The 17,514-nt window shown below is 68.2% G+C and carries 16 protein-coding genes; 13 read left to right on the top strand and 3 right to left on the bottom strand.

The window, feature by feature from the left end; all coding sequences use genetic code 11:
• Positions 1-11: 11 nt before the first annotated feature.
• Positions 12-890 (bottom strand): LysR family transcriptional regulator, encoded by an 879-nt coding sequence (locus ACXJKC_RS11885; protein WP_456696927.1) that lies wholly within the window; start codon positions 888-890, stop codon positions 12-14.
• 167 nt (positions 891-1,057) lie between these two features.
• Between ACXJKC_RS11885 and ACXJKC_RS11880 the strand changes: the two genes are divergently transcribed.
• Genes ACXJKC_RS11880 through ACXJKC_RS11865 form a run of 4 tightly spaced genes read left to right on the top strand, consistent with a single transcriptional unit; the run spans position 1,058 to position 4,144 of the window.
• Positions 1,058-1,783: an alpha/beta hydrolase gene (locus ACXJKC_RS11880; RefSeq protein ID WP_456696926.1), complete on the top strand. Its 726-nt coding sequence runs from the start codon at positions 1,058-1,060 to the stop codon at positions 1,781-1,783.
• Positions 1,780-3,135 carry an FAD-binding oxidoreductase gene (locus tag ACXJKC_RS11875; RefSeq protein WP_456696925.1) on the top strand — a complete coding sequence of 452 codons (1,356 nt, stop codon included), beginning with the start codon at positions 1,780-1,782 and terminating at the stop codon, positions 3,133-3,135. Before ACXJKC_RS11880 ends, ACXJKC_RS11875 begins: the two co-directional genes overlap by 4 nt.
• Positions 3,135-3,632: an NADPH-dependent FMN reductase gene (locus tag ACXJKC_RS11870; RefSeq protein ID WP_456696924.1), complete on the top strand. Its 498-nt coding sequence runs from the start codon at positions 3,135-3,137 to the stop codon at positions 3,630-3,632. Before ACXJKC_RS11875 ends, ACXJKC_RS11870 begins: the two co-directional genes overlap by 1 nt.
• Positions 3,629-4,144: a flavin reductase family protein gene (locus tag ACXJKC_RS11865; protein ID WP_456696923.1), complete on the top strand. Its 516-nt coding sequence runs from the start codon at positions 3,629-3,631 to the stop codon at positions 4,142-4,144. Before ACXJKC_RS11870 ends, ACXJKC_RS11865 begins: the two co-directional genes overlap by 4 nt.
• A gap of 7 nt (positions 4,145-4,151) precedes the next feature.
• Here ACXJKC_RS11865 and ACXJKC_RS11860 read toward each other — a convergent pair whose 3' ends face one another.
• Positions 4,152-5,291: an LLM class flavin-dependent oxidoreductase gene (locus ACXJKC_RS11860; protein ID WP_456696922.1), complete on the bottom strand. Its 1,140-nt coding sequence runs from the start codon at positions 5,289-5,291 to the stop codon at positions 4,152-4,154.
• A 76-nt stretch (positions 5,292-5,367) separates the two neighbouring features.
• Positions 5,368-6,294 (bottom strand): LysR family transcriptional regulator, encoded by a 927-nt coding sequence (locus ACXJKC_RS11855; protein WP_456696921.1) that lies wholly within the window; start codon positions 6,292-6,294, stop codon positions 5,368-5,370.
• 288 nt (positions 6,295-6,582) lie between these two features.
• Between ACXJKC_RS11855 and ACXJKC_RS11850 the strand changes: the two genes are divergently transcribed.
• The 9 genes from ACXJKC_RS11850 to ACXJKC_RS11810 all read left to right on the top strand — a co-directional run bounded on the left by ACXJKC_RS11850 (position 6,583) and on the right by ACXJKC_RS11810 (position 17,502).
• Positions 6,583-7,980 (top strand): NtaA/DmoA family FMN-dependent monooxygenase, encoded by a 1,398-nt coding sequence (locus ACXJKC_RS11850; protein WP_456696920.1) that lies wholly within the window; start codon positions 6,583-6,585, stop codon positions 7,978-7,980.
• A 46-nt stretch (positions 7,981-8,026) separates the two neighbouring features.
• A complete protein-coding gene (locus tag ACXJKC_RS11845) occupies positions 8,027-9,655 on the top strand; it encodes an ABC transporter substrate-binding protein (protein WP_456696919.1) in 1,629 nt (542 codons plus the stop codon).
• Positions 9,655-10,671: an ABC transporter permease gene (locus ACXJKC_RS11840; RefSeq protein ID WP_456696918.1), complete on the top strand. Its 1,017-nt coding sequence runs from the start codon at positions 9,655-9,657 to the stop codon at positions 10,669-10,671. The genes ACXJKC_RS11845 and ACXJKC_RS11840 overlap by 1 nt, the downstream gene beginning before the upstream one ends.
• Positions 10,668-11,534, top strand: a complete 867-nt coding sequence (locus tag ACXJKC_RS11835) for an ABC transporter permease (RefSeq protein WP_456696917.1) — start codon at positions 10,668-10,670, stop codon at positions 11,532-11,534. Before ACXJKC_RS11840 ends, ACXJKC_RS11835 begins: the two co-directional genes overlap by 4 nt.
• A complete protein-coding gene (locus ACXJKC_RS11830) occupies positions 11,531-13,231 on the top strand; it encodes a dipeptide ABC transporter ATP-binding protein (RefSeq protein ID WP_456696916.1) in 1,701 nt (566 codons plus the stop codon). Before ACXJKC_RS11835 ends, ACXJKC_RS11830 begins: the two co-directional genes overlap by 4 nt.
• Positions 13,228-14,469, top strand: coding sequence for a hypothetical protein (locus ACXJKC_RS11825; protein WP_456696915.1), 1,242 nt, complete (start codon positions 13,228-13,230; stop codon positions 14,467-14,469). Before ACXJKC_RS11830 ends, ACXJKC_RS11825 begins: the two co-directional genes overlap by 4 nt.
• 1 nt (position 14,470) lies before the next feature.
• The gene (locus tag ACXJKC_RS11820) at positions 14,471-15,670 is read left to right on the top strand and encodes an SfnB family sulfur acquisition oxidoreductase (RefSeq protein ID WP_456696914.1); all 1,200 of its coding nucleotides are present in this window, start codon (positions 14,471-14,473) and stop codon (positions 15,668-15,670) included.
• Entirely contained in the window at positions 15,667-16,197 is a 531-nt protein-coding gene (locus ACXJKC_RS11815) for a flavin reductase family protein (protein WP_456696913.1), read from the top strand. Before ACXJKC_RS11820 ends, ACXJKC_RS11815 begins: the two co-directional genes overlap by 4 nt.
• A gap of 69 nt (positions 16,198-16,266) precedes the next feature.
• Complete coding sequence (locus ACXJKC_RS11810) at positions 16,267-17,502, top strand: hypothetical protein (RefSeq protein ID WP_456696912.1); 1,236 nt, start codon at positions 16,267-16,269, stop codon at positions 17,500-17,502.
• Positions 17,503-17,514: the final 12 nt, after the last annotated feature.

Here is a 17,514-nt window from a genome sequence, read left to right as displayed (position 1 = left end):
GCCGTGATGGTTCAGCCCGCGAGGTTGACCAGCTGGAGGCTGCGGCGAGCGAAGAATGACTCAGCGGCCTCGATCGCGGTCAGCTCGATGTCGGGGTCGAGCCCTCGTCGGGACAGGACGTTGAGTCCGGCCCAGCCGACGTCCGGCAGGTCGTCGCGGGCCTCGAGCCCGTTCGGATTGCCGCCGATGCTGGGCAGCAGTGCAACGCCGAGCCCCGCTCGGGCACCCGCGAGAACGCCTTCGAGTGTCGTCGACTGACCCGCGACGGCGACCCGGTGTCCGTCGCCGCCGAGCGCGGCCATGGCCCGTTCGCGCAGCGCGCAGGGCTCCTCGAAGGCGACGAGCGGGATCGGGCCGCCGTTTTCTGGCGGAGTCCATCCGGGCGCTGCGTACCAATGCAGCGGGATGCGGCCGATCTCACGGCCGCCTTCGTTGCCGCGCGATGCCAAGATCAGGGCGAAGTCGACGGTGCCTTTCGTGACCGCGTCGGCGAGCTGGGTCGAGCGGCCGATCTCGAATCGAGTCGTCACGGACGGGAACGCCTCGCGCAGACCGCGGATCATCTCGGGCAGCAGCTGTTCGGCCGAGTGCTCGCTGGAGCCGACCACGATGACGTGCTCGGTCTGGGCGTCCAGTCGCTCGAGGGCCTGGTCGTGGACGCCCAGGATGTGTCGGGCCTCTGCCAGCACCTGTTCGCCGGCGGTGGTGAACTTCATGCCACGGCCGTCCTTCTCGAACAACTTGCGCTTGAGGCCGCGTTCGAGCAGCCGTACGTGCTGACTCAGCGCGGGCTGACTGATGTGCCGTACGGCGGCAGCCTTGCTGAATCCGCCGCACTCGGCGATCGCGACGATGGTTCGGAGATGTTCCAGGTCAAGGGAGGAGGCCATATCCCGATCCTCAGCTATGGCAGGAGGTCGAACCGACCCATCTCATCTGGTGAACTGATCGATCACGATAGGTCATGAATGACTATCAACGATCTGTGTTGGACGCTTCCGCAGTGGGCTTGCGAGGGTGTTGACGTGACTTCGACATGGATGATGAAGGTGACGCGATGACCGTCGAGACCCTCTTGCAGGCCGAGTGGAACGAACCCGACGGGATCGCTCCGCGGGGGACGCTCGTCGTCGTCGGAGGTGTTGCCGAGAACGCCGCGGTCTACCAGCGGTTCGGCCGTCGCCTGGGTTTCGACGCCTACCGCGTGCGGTTCGTCGAGGGTGATCTGTCAGACATCGCTGGGGTGAAACGGCGGCTCGACGGCGTGCTGGCCGATCCGCAGACCGTGCTGCCGACGGTGCTGATCGGTTCGGACACCGGTGGTGCGATCGTGCTCGACTACATCGGACGTCATCCAGATCTGGCGCAGCCGGATGCGGTTGTCGTCGCCGGACTGCGATTCCCTGACGACGGGACCGCGCTCGACGACGAGATCAGTGCGCGCACGGCCTGCCCCAACCATCGGGGTGTCCTGGGACGAGAAGGTGTCGATCGGGCCCTGGGTCGACAGCAGGTCGCGATCGCTCGTCCGGTCAGCGGATCGATCGGCGTGCCGTTGCTTGTCGTGCACGGCGAGGCCGATGAGATCGTGCCCGTCGATCGGCTCCGTGAGGTCGTCGGCGGGCTCGCGGCCCGCACCGAGCTCGTCACGATCGACGACGGTCTGCACGATGCGCTGAACGACGTCACGCACCGCACGGTCGCCGCGACGATCATCCGCTTTCTCGAACGGCTCAAGCGCGGTGCCGATCTTCGACCCATCGCGACCGAGGGCCAGGCGTGACGGTCGACTTCACTGCTCTGACGTCGACCCTTCGCGACTGGAGCGTCGCTGACGGCGAGCTGGCGGCTGTGAGCGCCGACCGGTCGGGCTCGCCCGCGGCCGGAACCCCCGCGCTGCTGGTGCGGGTCACGAGCGTCGAGGAGGTGCAGGCGGTCGTGAGGTTCGCGAACCAGCACCGCATCGCGGTCGTGCCGCGTGGCGGCGGCAGCGGGCTGGCCGGCGGCGCCGTGGCCGGAACCGGCACGATCGTGCTCGACCTGAGCCGGCTCGACCGGATCGTCGAGATCCGGGCCGACGACCAGATCGCGATCGTCGAGCCCGGCGTCGTGACAGGTGTCCTCGATGCGGCGGCCGCCGAGCACGGGCTGTTCTACGCGCCCGACCCGGGCAGCGTCGACATCTCGACGATCGGCGGCAACATCGCCACGAACGCCGGCGGGCTCCGCGGGGTCAAGTACGGCGTGACGCGCGATGCGGTGCTGTCGCTCGACGTCGTGACGGCCGACGGACGACTCATCCAGGTCGGTGCGAGCACCCCCAAGAACGTCGCCGGCTACGACCTCCTCGGGCTGTTCGTGGGCTCGGAGGGAACGTTGGGGATCGTCGTCGGGGCGACCGTCAGGCTGCTGCCGCGGCCCGTGGAGATCGGCACGGTGGCGGCGTACTTCACGACGCTCGAGGAAGCAGCCGCTGCGGCTGTCGAGGTGCGGGCGTGCGGTGCGCGTCCGGCCGTCATCGAGCTGGTCGACGGGGCGACCCTGGGTGCCATCGACGAGCTGTCCGGAACGACGCTGCGTGAGCGCGGCGAGGCCTTCCTGCTCGTCCAGGTCGACGGTCTCGACGTCGCCGCCGAGCTGGCCGCCGTCGAAGCGGCACTGCACGGTGCGACGTCGATCGAGTCGTCCACCGATGCCCAGGTCAGCGCGCAGCTGCTGGCGGCACGACGTCTCGCCCTGCCGGCGATCGAGGCGCGAGGACGGGCACTGATCGAGGACATCGCAGTGCCGCCGTCACGGCTGGTCGACGCCGTGCGCGGGGTCCACGCGATCGCTGCCGAGACCGGCGTCGAGATCTACGTGTTCGCGCACGCCGGTGACGGCATCCTGCATCCGATCATCGCAGTCGACGGGCTCGAAGACGAACCGCTGCCGACCCGTGTGGTCGAGGCGGCCGATCGCATCTTCGCCCTGGCCCTCGAACTCGGCGGGACGCTGACCGGAGAGCACGGGATCGGGACCCTCAAACAGGCCTGGGTGGTCCGTCAGGTCGGTCCCGACATCGACGAGTTGCATCGCTCCATCAAGTCATTGCTCGACCCTGCGGGCATCCTCAATCCGAGAAAGGCGATCTGATGAGTGGCGCTGTCGTCGTCGGCAATCCGAAGCCGCGTTCGCGCACCTGGGATGCGGCGCATCGGATCGCCGAGGCCTTGGTCGGACAGGTCGATACCGCGATCGACGTCGTGGATATCGGCCCGGGCCTGCTGGGTTGGGGCGATCCTGCTGTCAAGGACGCGGTGGACAAGATCGCGGCGAGTGATCTCGTCGTCATCGCCTCACCGACGTTCAAGGCCACCTACACGGGTCTGCTGAAGCTGTTCCTCGACCAGTTCGCCGGCTCGACCGGACTCGAGGGTGTTGTCGCGGTGCCGGTGCAGCTCGGGGCCGGGCCGTCCCACGCACTGTCGCCGGAGCTGCACCTCAAGCCGGTGCTCGTCGAGCTCGGAGCGACAGTTCCGGCGCCGGCGCTCTACCTGGTCGACAGTGCCGAGCAGCCGGATCCGGTCGAGCTGGCTTGGCTCGAACGGTGGGCGCCCGTCGTGCGTGCCGCCGCAGGAATCACCGTATGAGCACCGCATCGACGCCTGACGCCGAGCTCGTGCTCGACGAAGCGGTGCTGCAGAAGTCGTTCCGCGCCGCGATGGGCAATGTCGCGGCCGCCGTCTCGGTTGTCACGACGGTCCACGACGGCAAGCCGCATGGGACGACGGTCAGCGCCTTCGCGTCCCTGTCGATGGATCCGCCGATGCTGCTGGTGTCGCTCGACAACCGGTCAGGTCTGCTGGCCAAGCTGCGGGAGGGCTCGCGGGTCGGGATCAACGTGCTCGCATCGCACCAGGACCAGGTCGCCTTGCGTTTCGCCGGCAAGGCTGACGACAAGTTCGCCGACGTCCCGTGGCAGCTGGAGGACGGCGTGCCCGCACTGGTCGACCGGCACGCCTGGGTCGCGGTGACGGTCGACCAGCTGGTCGTGGCCGGTGACCACACGCTCGTCCTCGGGCTGGTCGAGGCGGCCGACTCGTCTGGGGCGGCGCCGCTCACGTACTGGCAACGGACGTTCGGCACCCACCAGGGGTTCTAGCAGTGGGTCAGGGCACGGTGGGGAGGAGACCGCGGCGGCGCAGGATCGGCAGGACGCCCTCGGCGAACCAGTAGGCCTCCTCGATGTGCGGGTAGCCCGACATCACGAACTCCTCGATGCCCACGGCGGCGTACTCCTCGATGAGATCGGCGACCTCAGTGTGGCTGCCGACCAGTGCTGTGCCCGCCCCGCTGCGCATCAGGCCGATGCCCGACCAGAGGGCCGGATGCACCTCGAGCTGGCGGGCGTCGGTGTACGTTGTCAGCCCGCCGTGCAGCTCGCGCATGCGCTTCTGCCCTTCGGACTCGCTGCTCGCCAGGGCCTCCTGCGCCTTGGCGACGTCGGTTGGATCGAGCTCGGCCAGCATCGCGTCGGCGATCTGCCAGGCCTGATCGGAGTGGTCGCGGCTGATGGTGTGCAGCCGCACCCCGAAGCGGACGGTGCGGCCTTCCTCGTCGGCGAGCTTGCGGATCCAGGCGATCTTCTCCGCGACGGCGGCTGGCGGTTCCCCCCACGTCAGGTAGACGTCGGTGTGCGCCGCGGTGACCGGACCGGCGGCCGCCGACGAACCGCCGAGGTAGATCTCTGGCACGGGTGCCGGACGTCGCGTGCGGGCGTCGTCGACGTCGTAGTAGTCACCGGTGAAGTTGCTGCCCGCCGCGGTGAACGCCTCGCGGAAGACCTGGAGGAACTCGGCGGCCCGTGCGTACCGGTCGTCCTTGGCCACCCGGTCGCCGAACCGCAGCTGCTCGGACGGATCTCCGCCGACCACGACGTTGAGCAGCAGCCGGTTGCCTGACAGTCGCTGGAAAGTCGACGACATCTGCGCGAGCAGTGTCGGCGAGATGAGCCCGGGCCGCAGCGCCACCAAGAACTTGAGCCGCTCGGTCTGCGGGATCAGCGCCGACGCCACGACCCAGGCGTCCTCACAGGGGGTGCCGGTGGGGGTCAGGACGGCGTCGAAGCCAAGGTCTTCCGCAGTGCGCGCGACCTGGGCGAGATAGCGAAGGTCGGGCTCGCGGAACCGTCCGGCAGTGTCGATCGAACCGCCTGCGCGGCCGAGATCTGACGGGACGCTGTGACCGCCGCCGACGAGAGCTCGGCTGTCGCCGGTCGTGGGCAGGAACCAGTCGAACGTGAGAGCCATGGATCGAGTCTCATCTCAAAGTGCCGTCCCGAGCGACGCGTCTTGCATCGTGGAACCGGTGAACGGCAGGTGCGGGTCAGGACGCCTGGGCGCTGACCCGTCCTTGCGGGTGGTCCCGCGCGATGCCCGCGACGGTGTCCTCGAAGTCGGCGATGTCGGCCGGCATCCGCTCGAAGTCGCGCCGCAGGAGCAGCATCGTGACCGACGGCGTCGGGGCCGAAAGAGGGCGAGCCGTGATGATCCCTGCCTCTTCGAGTGGATCACCCGTGATGCTGTAGTCGGGCAGGACCGAGGGGCCGACGCCCTTGGCGACAAGCGACTTGGCCATCTCGGCGCCGTCGGCGTAGTAGGTCGTGGCCGGCGGGCGTGAGCCGAACAGTCGTTGCGTGAGCCGGTTCATGACGTAGCCCGGGCGCGACGAGACGAAGGGACGATGGCGAAGGTCGTCGACGCTGATCTCGTCCTGGGTGGCCAGTGGATCGCCGGTGTGGACGCACACGACCGGGGTGCCTTCCAGTAGGGGGACCGCGGTCAGCGCGGTGGGGATGTCGTCGCCCGGAAAGATGTTGACCAACCCGATCTCCAGCCTGCCTTCGAGAAGGCTCTGCTGGATGTCGGCCTGGAACATCGTCGCGACGTCGACCGTGGTGGTCGCGTGCCGGGTCCCGAAGTCCTGCACGGCCGGGATAAGGATCGCCGAGGTTCCGGCGTTCACCGTGCCCACCCGGATCGTCCGACTCGCCCGGTTCTGGTCGCCCGCCGCCTCTTTGAGCCGAGCGATCCCGTTGAGCACCTCGGCCATGATCGGCAACAGGTCACTGCCATCACGGCTGATGCGGGCGCCGGATCGATGCCGTTCGAGCAGCGGGACACCGAGCTCGCGCTCCAGGCCGCGGATCGCCTCGCTGAGCGCCGACTGCGACAGGTGCAGCTGCTCGCTGGCTCTGCGCAGCGAGCCGTGCTGGGTGACCGCGGCGAGGTACTCGAGCTGCTCGATGCGCATCGGACCTGCCTTCCGTCGGGAGCGGCTCTGAGGAGCAGCGGTGACAGTCGCCATTAGACGTCCGACCGGCGCCGGCACATGACAGATCTCACGATCCGGTCGGCCTGGCACACCGTTCGTGACGCAGGTCTCAGAGGTGCATGGGGTGGCCGATCACCCCATCGGAAATGCGCGGTGAACGCAGAGTGAGACGGGCGCTGTGACCCCGCTGCTGCTTCCTAACGTCGTGGGCAACACAAGTTTCTCGGGTGTGCTTCGGGCCGCTCGACGTCTAGGAGGCCCCATCCCATGTCACGCCCACCGATCTACAACGGGTTCTTGCACCTGACCCCCAACCACCACAGCCACGGCTACTGGCGTACCGAGGAAGGGCAGGTCCAGTACGGCTACAAGGACCTCGACCCGTACGTCGACGTCGTCAAGACCTTGGAGCGCGGACGGTTCGACGCGTTGTTCATCGCCGACGTCGTCGGCGTCTACGATCGCGAATACGGCGACGGCGGCGGGACGATCCGTGCCGGGTCGCAGTTCCCGGGCAACGATCCCGCCGCGATCGTGTCGGCGCTCGGCTACGTCACCGAGCACCTCGGCCTGGCGATCACCAGCAATGTGATCCAGGACCACCCGTTCTCGTTCGCCCGCAAGCTCTCGTCGCTCGACCACTTCACGGAGGGCCGGGTCGCGTGGAACATCGTCACGTCGTACCTCAGCAACGGCTTCCGCAACTTCGGCTACGACGAGATCGTGTCGCACGACGAGCGCTACGTGTGGGCGCAGGAGTACCTCGATGTGACGTACAAGCTGTGGGAGCACTCGTGGGAGGACGGCGCTGTCGTCAAGAACCCCGCGACCGGGGTGTTCTTCGATCCCGACAAGATCCACACGATCGACCACGTCGGCGCGCGCTACAAGGTCGAAGGTCCGCACCTTGTCGAGCCGTCACCGCAGCGCACGCCCGTGCTGTTCCAGGCCGGCAACTCTGCGGCCGGCCGTGAGTTCGCGGCACGCAACGCCGAAGTCACCTTCTTGCCGTCCTTCACCCCGGAATCGGCACGCAAGGACATCGCGATCCTGCAGGATGCGGTCGAGAGGCACGGTCGCGAGCGGGGCTCGTTGAAGACGCTCGTGCAGTTGTCGACGGTCATCGGCTCGACCGAGGAAGAGGCTCGACGCAAGCAGCAGCACCTGCGCGACAACATCGACTTCGGTGGACTGGTCGGTTTCTACAGCGGCGGCTCGGGCATCGACTTCACGTCGATCGATCCCGAGACACCGTTGAAGGCCCTGCGCGACCAGGTCCAGCTCGGCGAGCACGTGCGCTCGATCTTCCGGTCGATCGTCGACGCCGATCTCGGTGCCGGCCGCGATCTGACCTGGCGCGAGTACCTCATCGACCACGCCCTGCTGCCCGGCAAGTTCGCCGGAACCCCGGAGCAGATCGCCGATCACGTGCAGACCTGGGTCGACGCCGGAGTCGATGGGTTCAACGTCGTCCCGATCACGACGCTCGGCTGGTGGGACGAATGGGTCGACCACGTCGTCCCGGTCCTGCAGTCCCGCGGTCTCGCCCAAACCGAGTACGCCGAAGGGACGCTGCGCGAAAAGCTGTTCGGCCGCGGCGACCGTCTTCCTGAGGCCCATCACGGCCGGACCCTCGGCCTGTCCGCTCCCGCCTTCTCCGGCTGAGCCCGACCTTCCAGAAGCATCCGACTTTTCAGAGAGAAGAAGTGACATGAAGTTCAAGAAGCTGTTCGGAGCCGTGGCGCTCGTCGTGGTCGGTGGTCTGACCGCGGCAGCGTGCGGCGGCAGCACCACCAACGGCGCCGCGGGCGCCAGCGGCAAGCGCATCCTCGACCAGACCATCACCTACGCCCACGCCCAGGAGCCACCGTGCTTGTGGGGCGGCTGGGTGCAGCAGGCCTACCTCTCGCGCCAGGTGTTCGACTCGCTCGTCAGTTACGACGACGGCAAGATCGTCCCCTGGCTGGCGAGGTCGTGGAAGACCTCGAAGGACGGCAAGACCGTCACCTTCGAGCTGCGTGACGACGTCACGTTCACCGACGGCACACCGTTCGACGCCGAAGCTGTCGTGGCCAACAACGAGAACTGGGCCAAGGGAATCGGCTGGAACAGCTTCACGTACCTGACCGACGCGAAGGCCACGGGCAAGCACACCGTCGAGCTGCACCTCTCGCAGCGCAATCCCGAGATCTTCCAGGAGCTGTCGAACGGCCACTACGGGATCCAGTCGCCGACCGCGCTGAAGACGCAGTCGACCGAGAAGAACTGCCACCAGCCGGTGGGCTCGGGCCCCTGGATCGTCAAGGAGTGGAAGGTCGGGGACGGCATCACGTTCGTTCGCAACGACGACTACAACTCGGCCCCGGAGAACGCGCACCACGACGGTCCGGCCTACCAGAAGCAGCTGAACTGGAAGTTCGTGCCGGACGCCACGACCCGGTGGTCGGCGCTCAACACCGGTGAGGCCGACGTGGTCTACGACGTGCCCGCCGTCCAGTGGGAGACCGCGAACAAGAACTTCCAGGTGCTGAACTTCGTCGCCGGCGGTCGGCCGCAGGTGTTCTCGTTCAACGTCCAGCGTGGCCCCTTCACCGACAAGCGTGTTCGTCAGGCCTTCCTGTATGCCTCGGACCGCAAGTCGATCGTCGAAGCGGTCTTCAAGGGATCGGTGCCCTTCGAGGGCAACGGCGCCCTGGCCAGCTCGCAGGCCGACTACCTCGACGTGAACAGCGCGTACCCGTTCGACCTCGCGAAGGCCGAGAAGCTGCTCGACGAGGCAGGGTGGAGCGCCAAGAACAAGGACGGGATCCGGGTCAAGGACGGCGAGACGCTGACCGTGCGTCTGCCGTTCGGCAACGGTTCCATCGTGACGGCCGAGGGCTCGGCTGCCCTCCAGGCGGTCCAGGACCAGGTCAAGGCGGCCGGCATCGACCTCAAGCTCATCCCGCTGACGCAGACCCAGCTGTTCTCGGGCGAGCAGTCGGCTCCGACCGACAAGGAGCTCAGCTTCGGCTACTGGGTGTGGGGCGCCCCGAACATCCTCGACATCACCTTTGCGGCCAAGCAGGGTGACGCGCCCAACGGGAACAACACCTCGTTCTTCGACAACCCGGAGATCGAGGCCAAGATCCAGGCGGCGCAGGTCGAGACCGATCCGGCGAAGCGCACCCAGCAGTACGACGCGCTGCAGACGTGGTTCACCGACGAGGCGATCGTCGGCGGCTTCTACGACATGACGTACAACGCGGCCGTGTCGCCGAAGCTGAAGGGAGTGTGGCAGGACCAGAACAGCAACGGCCTGCTGAACTTCAACGACGCCTACTTCGTGTCGGGGTCCTGATGACCGTGGTCTCGTCACCCGCCTCGATCGTGTCGCCGGCTGATGTCGACGGCACGATCGGGGGCCGGGCGCGCCGCATCGCCCGGCTCGTCGGGACAAAGATCCTCGCGGCGATCTTCGTCCTGTGGGGAACTGTCACCGTCACGTTCGTGGTCCTGTCGGTGCTTCCGGGTGACCGGGCCACGATCTTGCTGAACGTCCAGTCCGGCCTGAGCATCCCGCGCAGCGCCGCCGAGCTCGCGCCCGTCAACCGCGAGTACGGCTTCGACCGGTCGCTGCTGGTCCAGTACGTCGACTACCTCGGCAACCTGGTTCGCGGCGACTTCGGACTCTCCTACCAGTCGGGTCGTCCCGTCTCGACGATCATCGGCGAGCAGATCGGTCCGACGTTCGTCCTGGCCATCGCCTCCTTGGTCCTCGCCTGGCTCCTGACCGTGGCGTGGACCCTGGTGACGGCGGGCCGCGGACCGCGACTGCGTTCGCTCGGCTCGGCCGGCGAGACCATCACGGCTGGCCTCCCGCAGTACTGGGTCGGCATCCTGCTGCTGATCGTGTTCGCCGCGAACCTCGGCTGGTTCCCGGTCATCGGCGGCACCTCGTTGGCCGGCACCGTTCTGCCAGTGGTCACGCTCGCCGTCCCGTTGGCCGGCTTCCTCGGTCAGGCGACCAGGACCGAGTTCGACCGGGCGATCCGCGAGCCCTTCGTCCTGTCAGCGCGCACACGGGGCATGGGAGATCTCGAGGTTCGCTGGCGGCACGTCCTGCGACATGCCTTGATCCCCGGCATCACCCTCTCCGGCTGGGCCATCGGCTCCTTGTTGTCGGGTGCGGTGCTCGTGGAGACCGTCTTCGCCCGACCCGGCCTCGGTGCGGTGCTCGTCACCGCCGTCAGCCAGAAGGACCTGGCTGTCGTCGCGGGCATCGTCGTCCTGATCAGCGCGCTGTACGTCGTCATCAACCTGCTGGTCGACATCATCTACGTGCTCGTCGACCCCCGACTGCGAGGTTCGCTATGACCGTCCTGCCCCTCCCGACAGCACCGGAACGCCGGTCTACACGTCGCGGTCGACCCGGCGTGCCGGTCTCGGTCGTCGTCTCAGGACTCATCGTCCTGCTCTTCCTGGTGGCTGCCGTGCTTCCCGGGCTCCTGTCGACGCACAGCCCGCTGAGCACCGACCTCCCCAACGCCCTGCGGGGCCCGTCGCCGCAGCACTGGCTCGGGACGGACGACGTGGGCCGTGACTTGTACAGCCGTATCGTCTGGGGCACTCGGCCGTCGCTGCTCATCGGCATCGGCGTCATGGCACTGGGCATGGTGCTCGCGGTCGTCCTCGGGCTCGCGTCAGGTCTGGGACCGCGATGGGTCGCCGGGCCGGTCAACCGTCTGCTCGAGGTGCTGCTCGCCTTCCCGACCCTGCTGTTGGCGCTGCTGCTCGTGGCGCTCCTTGGCCCCTCGGCGCAGAGCCTGATCATCGCGGTCGGCATCAGCAAGGCGCCCGGCTACGCCCGACTCATCCGAGCGCAGACCATCAGCGTCAAGCGATCCGGGTACGTCGAGGCCGCCCGCGCGCTCGGACACACCCGCCGCACGATCGTCGCGCAGCACATCGTGCCGAATGCCTTCCGTCCGCTCGTGGCGCTGATCGCCCTGGGAATCGGCACCTCGGTCGTCTGGGCCTCGGGGCTGTCGTTCCTCGGGCTCGGGGTGGCGCCGCCGTCGTCGGAGTGGGGGCTGCTCCTCAACTCCGGCAAGACCCAGATCACCGTCGCGTGGTGGCTGGAGATCTTCCCCGGCATCGCGATCGTGCTCGTGACGCTCTCGTTCACGCTGATCGGCCGCTATATCCAAGCACTCGTAGAAGGAGACCAGGTCTCATGACGAACCACCGTGAGGACTACGCGATCGGCGACAGGGTGCTGGAGGTGCGCGATCTCAACGTCTCGTTCGCCGGCGAGGACGGACAGCTCAAGCACGTCGTCAAGGATGTGAGCTTCGAGCTGCACGCGGGCCAGTGCGTGGCGATCGTCGGCGAGTCGGGCTCGGGCAAGAGCGTCACCGCGCGTTCGCTCGTCGGCCTCGCCGGTGACCGATCCCTCGTCGACGCCGCGACGCTCGAGCTGGAGGGTGAGACGCTGCTCGGTCGTCCGGGCAGCTGGTGGCGCCGAGTTCGCGGATCTCGGATCGGCTACATCCTGCAGGACGCGCTGGTCTCGCTCGACCCGCTGCGCCCGGTCGGCAAGGAGATCGCCGAGCCGCTGCGGCTGCATCGTCACGGTGCGCGATCGACCCATGCCGCGCAGGTGCTCGCGCTGCTGGACCGGGTAGGTGTCCCGGAGCCGGAGCTACGTGCCCGGCAACGGTCCGGCGAGCTGTCAGGTGGCCTGCGACAACGGGCGCTGATCGCATCGGCCATCGCGCTCGACCCGAACATCGTCATCGCCGACGAGCCGACCACCGCGCTCGACGTCACGGTGCAGGCGCAGGTTCTCGACGTCCTGCAAGGCATGCTCGCCGAGGGGACCAGCGTCATCCTCATCAGCCATGACCTGGCGGTCGTGGCACGGCTGGCCGATGTCATCCTGGTCATGCAGGGCGGCCGGATCGTCGAAGCCGGCGACAGCGACCGGGTGCTGCGTGATCCGCAACATCCCTACACCCAGCAGCTCATCGACGCGGTTCCCAGCGAGCACACCAAGGGCACCCGGCTCGGCCGCGGAGCTCACGTGAGTGCGGCATCGCTGTTCACCTCGGCGCCAGCGGGCGGCGAGACCACCGACGTCGTCCTGCGCGCCAACAGTGTGGTCAAGAGTTTCGTCGGGCCCGACAAGGTGCGACGTACCGTGGTCGACCAGGTGTCGTTCGACCTGGCCCGGGGTGAGACGCTCGGGATCGTCGGGGAGTCGGGGTCGGGCAAGAGCACCTTGGCGCGTGTCGCCTTGGCCTTGGAGACCCCTGACAGCGGTGACGTCGAGTTCCTCGGGCGACCGTGGACGACGGCGTCAGCGGCCGACCAGCGGGCCATCCGGCGCCGGATCGCGGTGGTCTACCAGGATCCGTTGAGCTCGTTCGATCCGCGGTGGCGGGTCTCGCGGATCCTGACCGACGCGATCGAGCTCGGAGATCCCGAGCACGCGCACCGTGCTGCCGACCGGGCCGTCGAGCTGCTGGAGACGGTCGGGCTGGGGCGAGAGCACCTGGCTGCCTGGCCCCGGCAGATGTCGGGAGGGCAGCGTCAGAGGGTCGCCATCGCCCGTGCCATCGCGACCCGGCCAGAAGTCATCGTGCTCGACGAGGCCGTCTCGGCGCTCGACGTCTCCGTGCAGGCGCAGATCCTCGACCTGCTCACCGACCTCCAGCAGCAGCTGGGCGTCAGCTATCTGTTCATCTCCCACGACCTAGGAGTCATTCACCACATGAGCGATCGAGTGCTTGTCATGCAGGGCGGTCACGCCGTCGAACAAGGCCTGGCCGACGACATCTTCTCCCATCCACAGCATCCCTACACACAACGGCTGCTGGAGTCGCTTCCGCGGCTCGAGTACGCCTCGCTGCGTGGGGCGGTGTCGTTCGCATGATCGGCGATGAAGACTTCGGCGGTGTTCAGCTGGCGGTTCGTCGACTCGCCGCGCGCGTGCATGACGAGGCTCCGGTTCGTGAGCGCGACCACCTCGGCCTCGCCGACGTCGTGCCCGACCTGCTGGCGACCGGGATCGGCCGACTGCGGGTGCCGCGACGCTACGGGGGCATCGGCACGTCGGTCGCCGAGCTGGGAACCGTCCTGGTCGAGCTGGCTGCGGCCGAGTCCAATCTCGTCCAGATCATTCGTGGGCATCTCGGATTCGTAGAGTTCTTGCTGCAACGCGAGGACGATCCGGCCGCCGAGGAGCTGCTCGCCGCTGCTGGCCGGGGTGAGTTCTTCGGTCCCGCTGCCTCGTCCAAGGGTGGTGCCAGTGCGCCGGCCGATGGCGAGCCGCGCAGCGCAGCACTGGCCTTGACCGACGGCGTGTGGCTGCACGACGACGGTGCAGGACTGCGTCTGTCGGGGACCAAGTACTACAGCACCGGAAGCCTGTACGCCGACTGGATCAACGTGCTGGTGCCGCACGAGGGCGGCTTCGTCGAGGTCGTCGTCTCGCGCACCGATCCAGGGGTCAGCGTCGTCGACGACTGGAACGGCTTCGGGCAGCGGATGACCGCGAGCGGCACGGCGACGTTCGAGGCGGTCGCGGTGCGCGAGGACTTCGTGCTGCCGCACCGTGACGCCGAGGTCGCTGAGCTCCTCGGCGCGTTCTACCAGTTCATCCACTCCGCGACCCAGGCCGGAATCGCTCATCGGGCGTCGCAGGACGTGGCCCGTCTGGTGCGAGGGCGACGTCGCTCCTATCCGTTGGCGGCCGACCCGGAGCCGCGCCACGACGCGCAGGTGCTCGGGGTCGTGGGAGAGATCTCGACCCGCGCGTTCACGGCCCGTGCCACGGTGTCGGCGCTCGGCGCCACGATCGACGACTACCTGGTCAGTGGCGGTGACCTGAGGCCTGAGGCCCTCAAGCACGTCGTGGTCGAGTCGGCGCAGACCCAGGTCGTCAACTCCCGCCTGGCCGGCGAGGTCGGCTGGCTGCTGTTCGACGCGGCCAGCGCCTCGGCCCTCGACCTCGACCTTGCCCTCGACCGGCACTGGCGCAACGCCCGGGCGGTGTCCTCGCACAATCCGTCGATCTACAAGGCGCGACTCGTGGGTGACTTCGCCGTGAACGGGACCCTGCCGAGCCCGGCGTTCGCCGCACCGCAGGTGCCAGAGCGGGCAGGGGTGTGACGTGGCCGTCGACACGCTGAACCTCACGGCCGCCGAGGCTGTCAGTAGAGCCGACGCGCTCGGCCGTAGATTCGCTGAAGGCGCTGCGGTGCGCGACCGCGACCGGCTGCTGCCGTTCGAGGAGGTTGCCGAGCTGGCCTCGAGCGGCCTGCTCGCCATCACGGTCCCGGCCGCCCACGGCGGTGCAGATCTGCCGGTAGAGGTCGTCACAGAGGTCATCCGGTTGATCTCGGTCGGCGACCCGAACGTGGGACAGATCCCGTTGAGCCACTTCGCCTACGTCAACCAGCTGCGGCTGCAGGGCAGCCCCGACCAGCAGGCTCGGATCTTCGGTGAGGTGTTGAGCGGACGGACGATCGGCAATGCGCAGAGCGAGCGAGGCACCAAGCACGTCCGCGACTTCCGCACGACCCTGACCCGCGACGGCGACGCCTGGCGCCTGGACGGCACCAAGTTCTACTGCACGGGCGCCGCCTTCGCCGACTGGATCCCGGTGCTGGCGCATCTCGGGGTGGACGGACCGATGCACGTGGCGTGGGTCCCGCGGGGATCCGATGGTCTCGAGATCGTCGACGACTGGGACGCCGTCGGCCAGCGGACGACGGCCAGCGGGACGGTCCGGCTGGAGGGGGTCCGGGTGACGGACGACCTGATCACCGACTACGCCGAGACGTTCACCGGGCCGACGACGTACGGCGCCTTCGCGCAGGTGCTGCATGCGGCGATCGACACGGGGATCGCCCGGGCCGCGTTGCAGGATGCGGCCCGATTCGTCCGCGAGCTGAGTCGGCCGTTCGCCGACGCGGTCGAGCTGCACGGTGCCGAACGGGCGGCGGACGACCCGTTGGTCGTCCAGGCGCTGGGCGAGATGGAGCTCGAGGTGCGCGCAGCGGAGTCGTTGCTGGTCGAGGCGGCGCGTGCGGTCGACGCGGCGAACGCCGACCTGACCGAGGAGTCGGCTGCCGCTGCGAGCCTCTCGGTCGCGGCGGCGCGCGTGGCTTCGAGTCGCTCGGCGGTCGACGTCTCGAGCCGACTGTTCGAGGTGGCGGGCACCCGATCGGCTCTCGCCGGAGAGTCCCTCGACCGTCATTGGCGCAATGCGCGGACGCACACGCTGCACGACCCTGCGGCGTGGAAGGTGCACCATCTGGGCCGCTGGGCAGTCGATGGCACCCGCCCGCGCCCGCAGGGGCAGCTGTGACCGAGACGGCCGTGGCAGCGGCCTTCCCGACGAACCAGGACCTCGATCCGGTGCGGCTGCGGCACGCCTTCGGTGTCTTTCCGACCGGCGTCGTCGCGGTGGCGGCGGAGGTCGACGGAGTGCTGACCGGCCTGGCAGCGTCGTCGTTCAGCTCGGTCAGCCTGGAGCCTCCGTTGATCTCGTTCTCGATCGCAGCGGCGTCGAAGACGTGGCCCGATCTGCGCCGGGCTGATCATCTGGGCGTCACGATCCTGTCGTCCGATCACGGCCAGGTGGCCCGGCAGCTCGCCGGGTCAGTCGACCAGCGCTTCGACGGGTTGCCGGTCCAGGTCACGGATCATGGAGCGGTCACGATCGATGGCGGCATCGCCTTCTTCGACACGACGATCTACCGCGAGGTCGAGGCCGGCGACCACACGATCGTGCTGCTGGAGTTGCACGCGGTGGGTCATCCGTCACCGTCGGAGGTTGGCGGGCCGCTGGTCTTCCACCGCAGCGGTTTCGGCAGCCTGGTCGAGGCGGGGTGACCGCAGTACGGCGCGTCGGCGTCCACATGAATTTGACAATCATTCTCAGTTAACGTGAGACTGCGTGCCATGAAGAAGCACATGACACGCACCTTGATCACCTTGCTGGCCGTCGGCTCGACCGTCGCGGCCTGCGCCGAATCCGACTCCGGCTCCGAGAGCACCGCCGAGTCTGCTGCGGAGACGACAGGCCGCACCGCCACCGCGACCGCCCAGCCGCGACTCGTGATCGGCTCAGACGCCGGCGTCGAGATCGTCGCCGGGGCCGACCTGAAGAAGCTCGACCAGTACGACCTGGCGAGCCGGCCCAAGCTGCAGGTCGCCGGCGACGGCAGACACGTCTTCGTCCTGCAGTCCGATGCCAAGAAGGTCGGCGTCGTCGACGCCGGGACGTGGTCGGCGGCGCACGGCGACCACAGCCACTCATACGTCACCGCGCCCTCGCTGCTCGACACCGACTTCGACCGCGGGACGAGCTATCACGCCGTGAGCGATGACGAGCGCAGCATCGTGTGGTTCGACGATGACGGCTCGTTCGAAGCCTTCGACTGGAAGGGACTGGAGGACGACGACGTGTCGATCCAGCGGGTCGAAACCGGTTCGCCACACCACGGAGTGGCAGCTCCTACTTCTGACGGTGGATTCCTCGCCTCCTACCCGGAGGGCGAAGACGCCGCCGGTGTGCTCGTCCTCGACGCAGACGGTAAGGAGACCGGCCGCATCGACGGCTGCGAAGGTCTGCACGGTGAGACACACACCGGGGAGGACGCGTACGCGTTCGGCTGCTCCGACGGAGTGCTCGTCGTCGACGATGGCAAGGGGTCGAAGATCGAGTCGCCAGTGAAGGGCGCTGGCACCAGCACTCTGGTCGGGGACCACGAGTCCGATCTGCTCGTCGGCAACCTCTCCAGCGAGAAGGACGCCGACCTGGCGCAACAGATCGTGTTCTACGACGTCGAGGCGGCCAAGGCGACGGCGGTCGATCTGGGCGTGGCGTACTCCGGATTCGTCCGCGCGGACGGCCAGACCGTCGCCCTCGGCACGGACGGCGCCCTGCACGTCGTCGATGAGGCGTCAGGCAAGGTCGTCGAGAAGTTCGACGTCGTGAAGCCGTGGGAGCTGACCGAGGAGTACAGCGATCCAAAGCCGCAGGTTGCCGTTGGCGGGGGATTCGCCTGGGTCACCGATCCACGCGACAAGTCCGTTGCGCTGTTCGAACTCGGCACCGGCAAGGAGCGCACCCGGGTCACGTTGGACGACGTCCCGACGTCGCTGACGGTTGTCAACGCCCCGCACGTGCACTGAGCCCCGGCGTCC

It is taken from the genome of Aeromicrobium sp. P5_D10 (assembly GCF_054049535.1).
The sequence above is the reverse complement of the archived record's forward strand: the minus strand, read 5'-3'. Positions and strand labels throughout refer to the sequence as shown.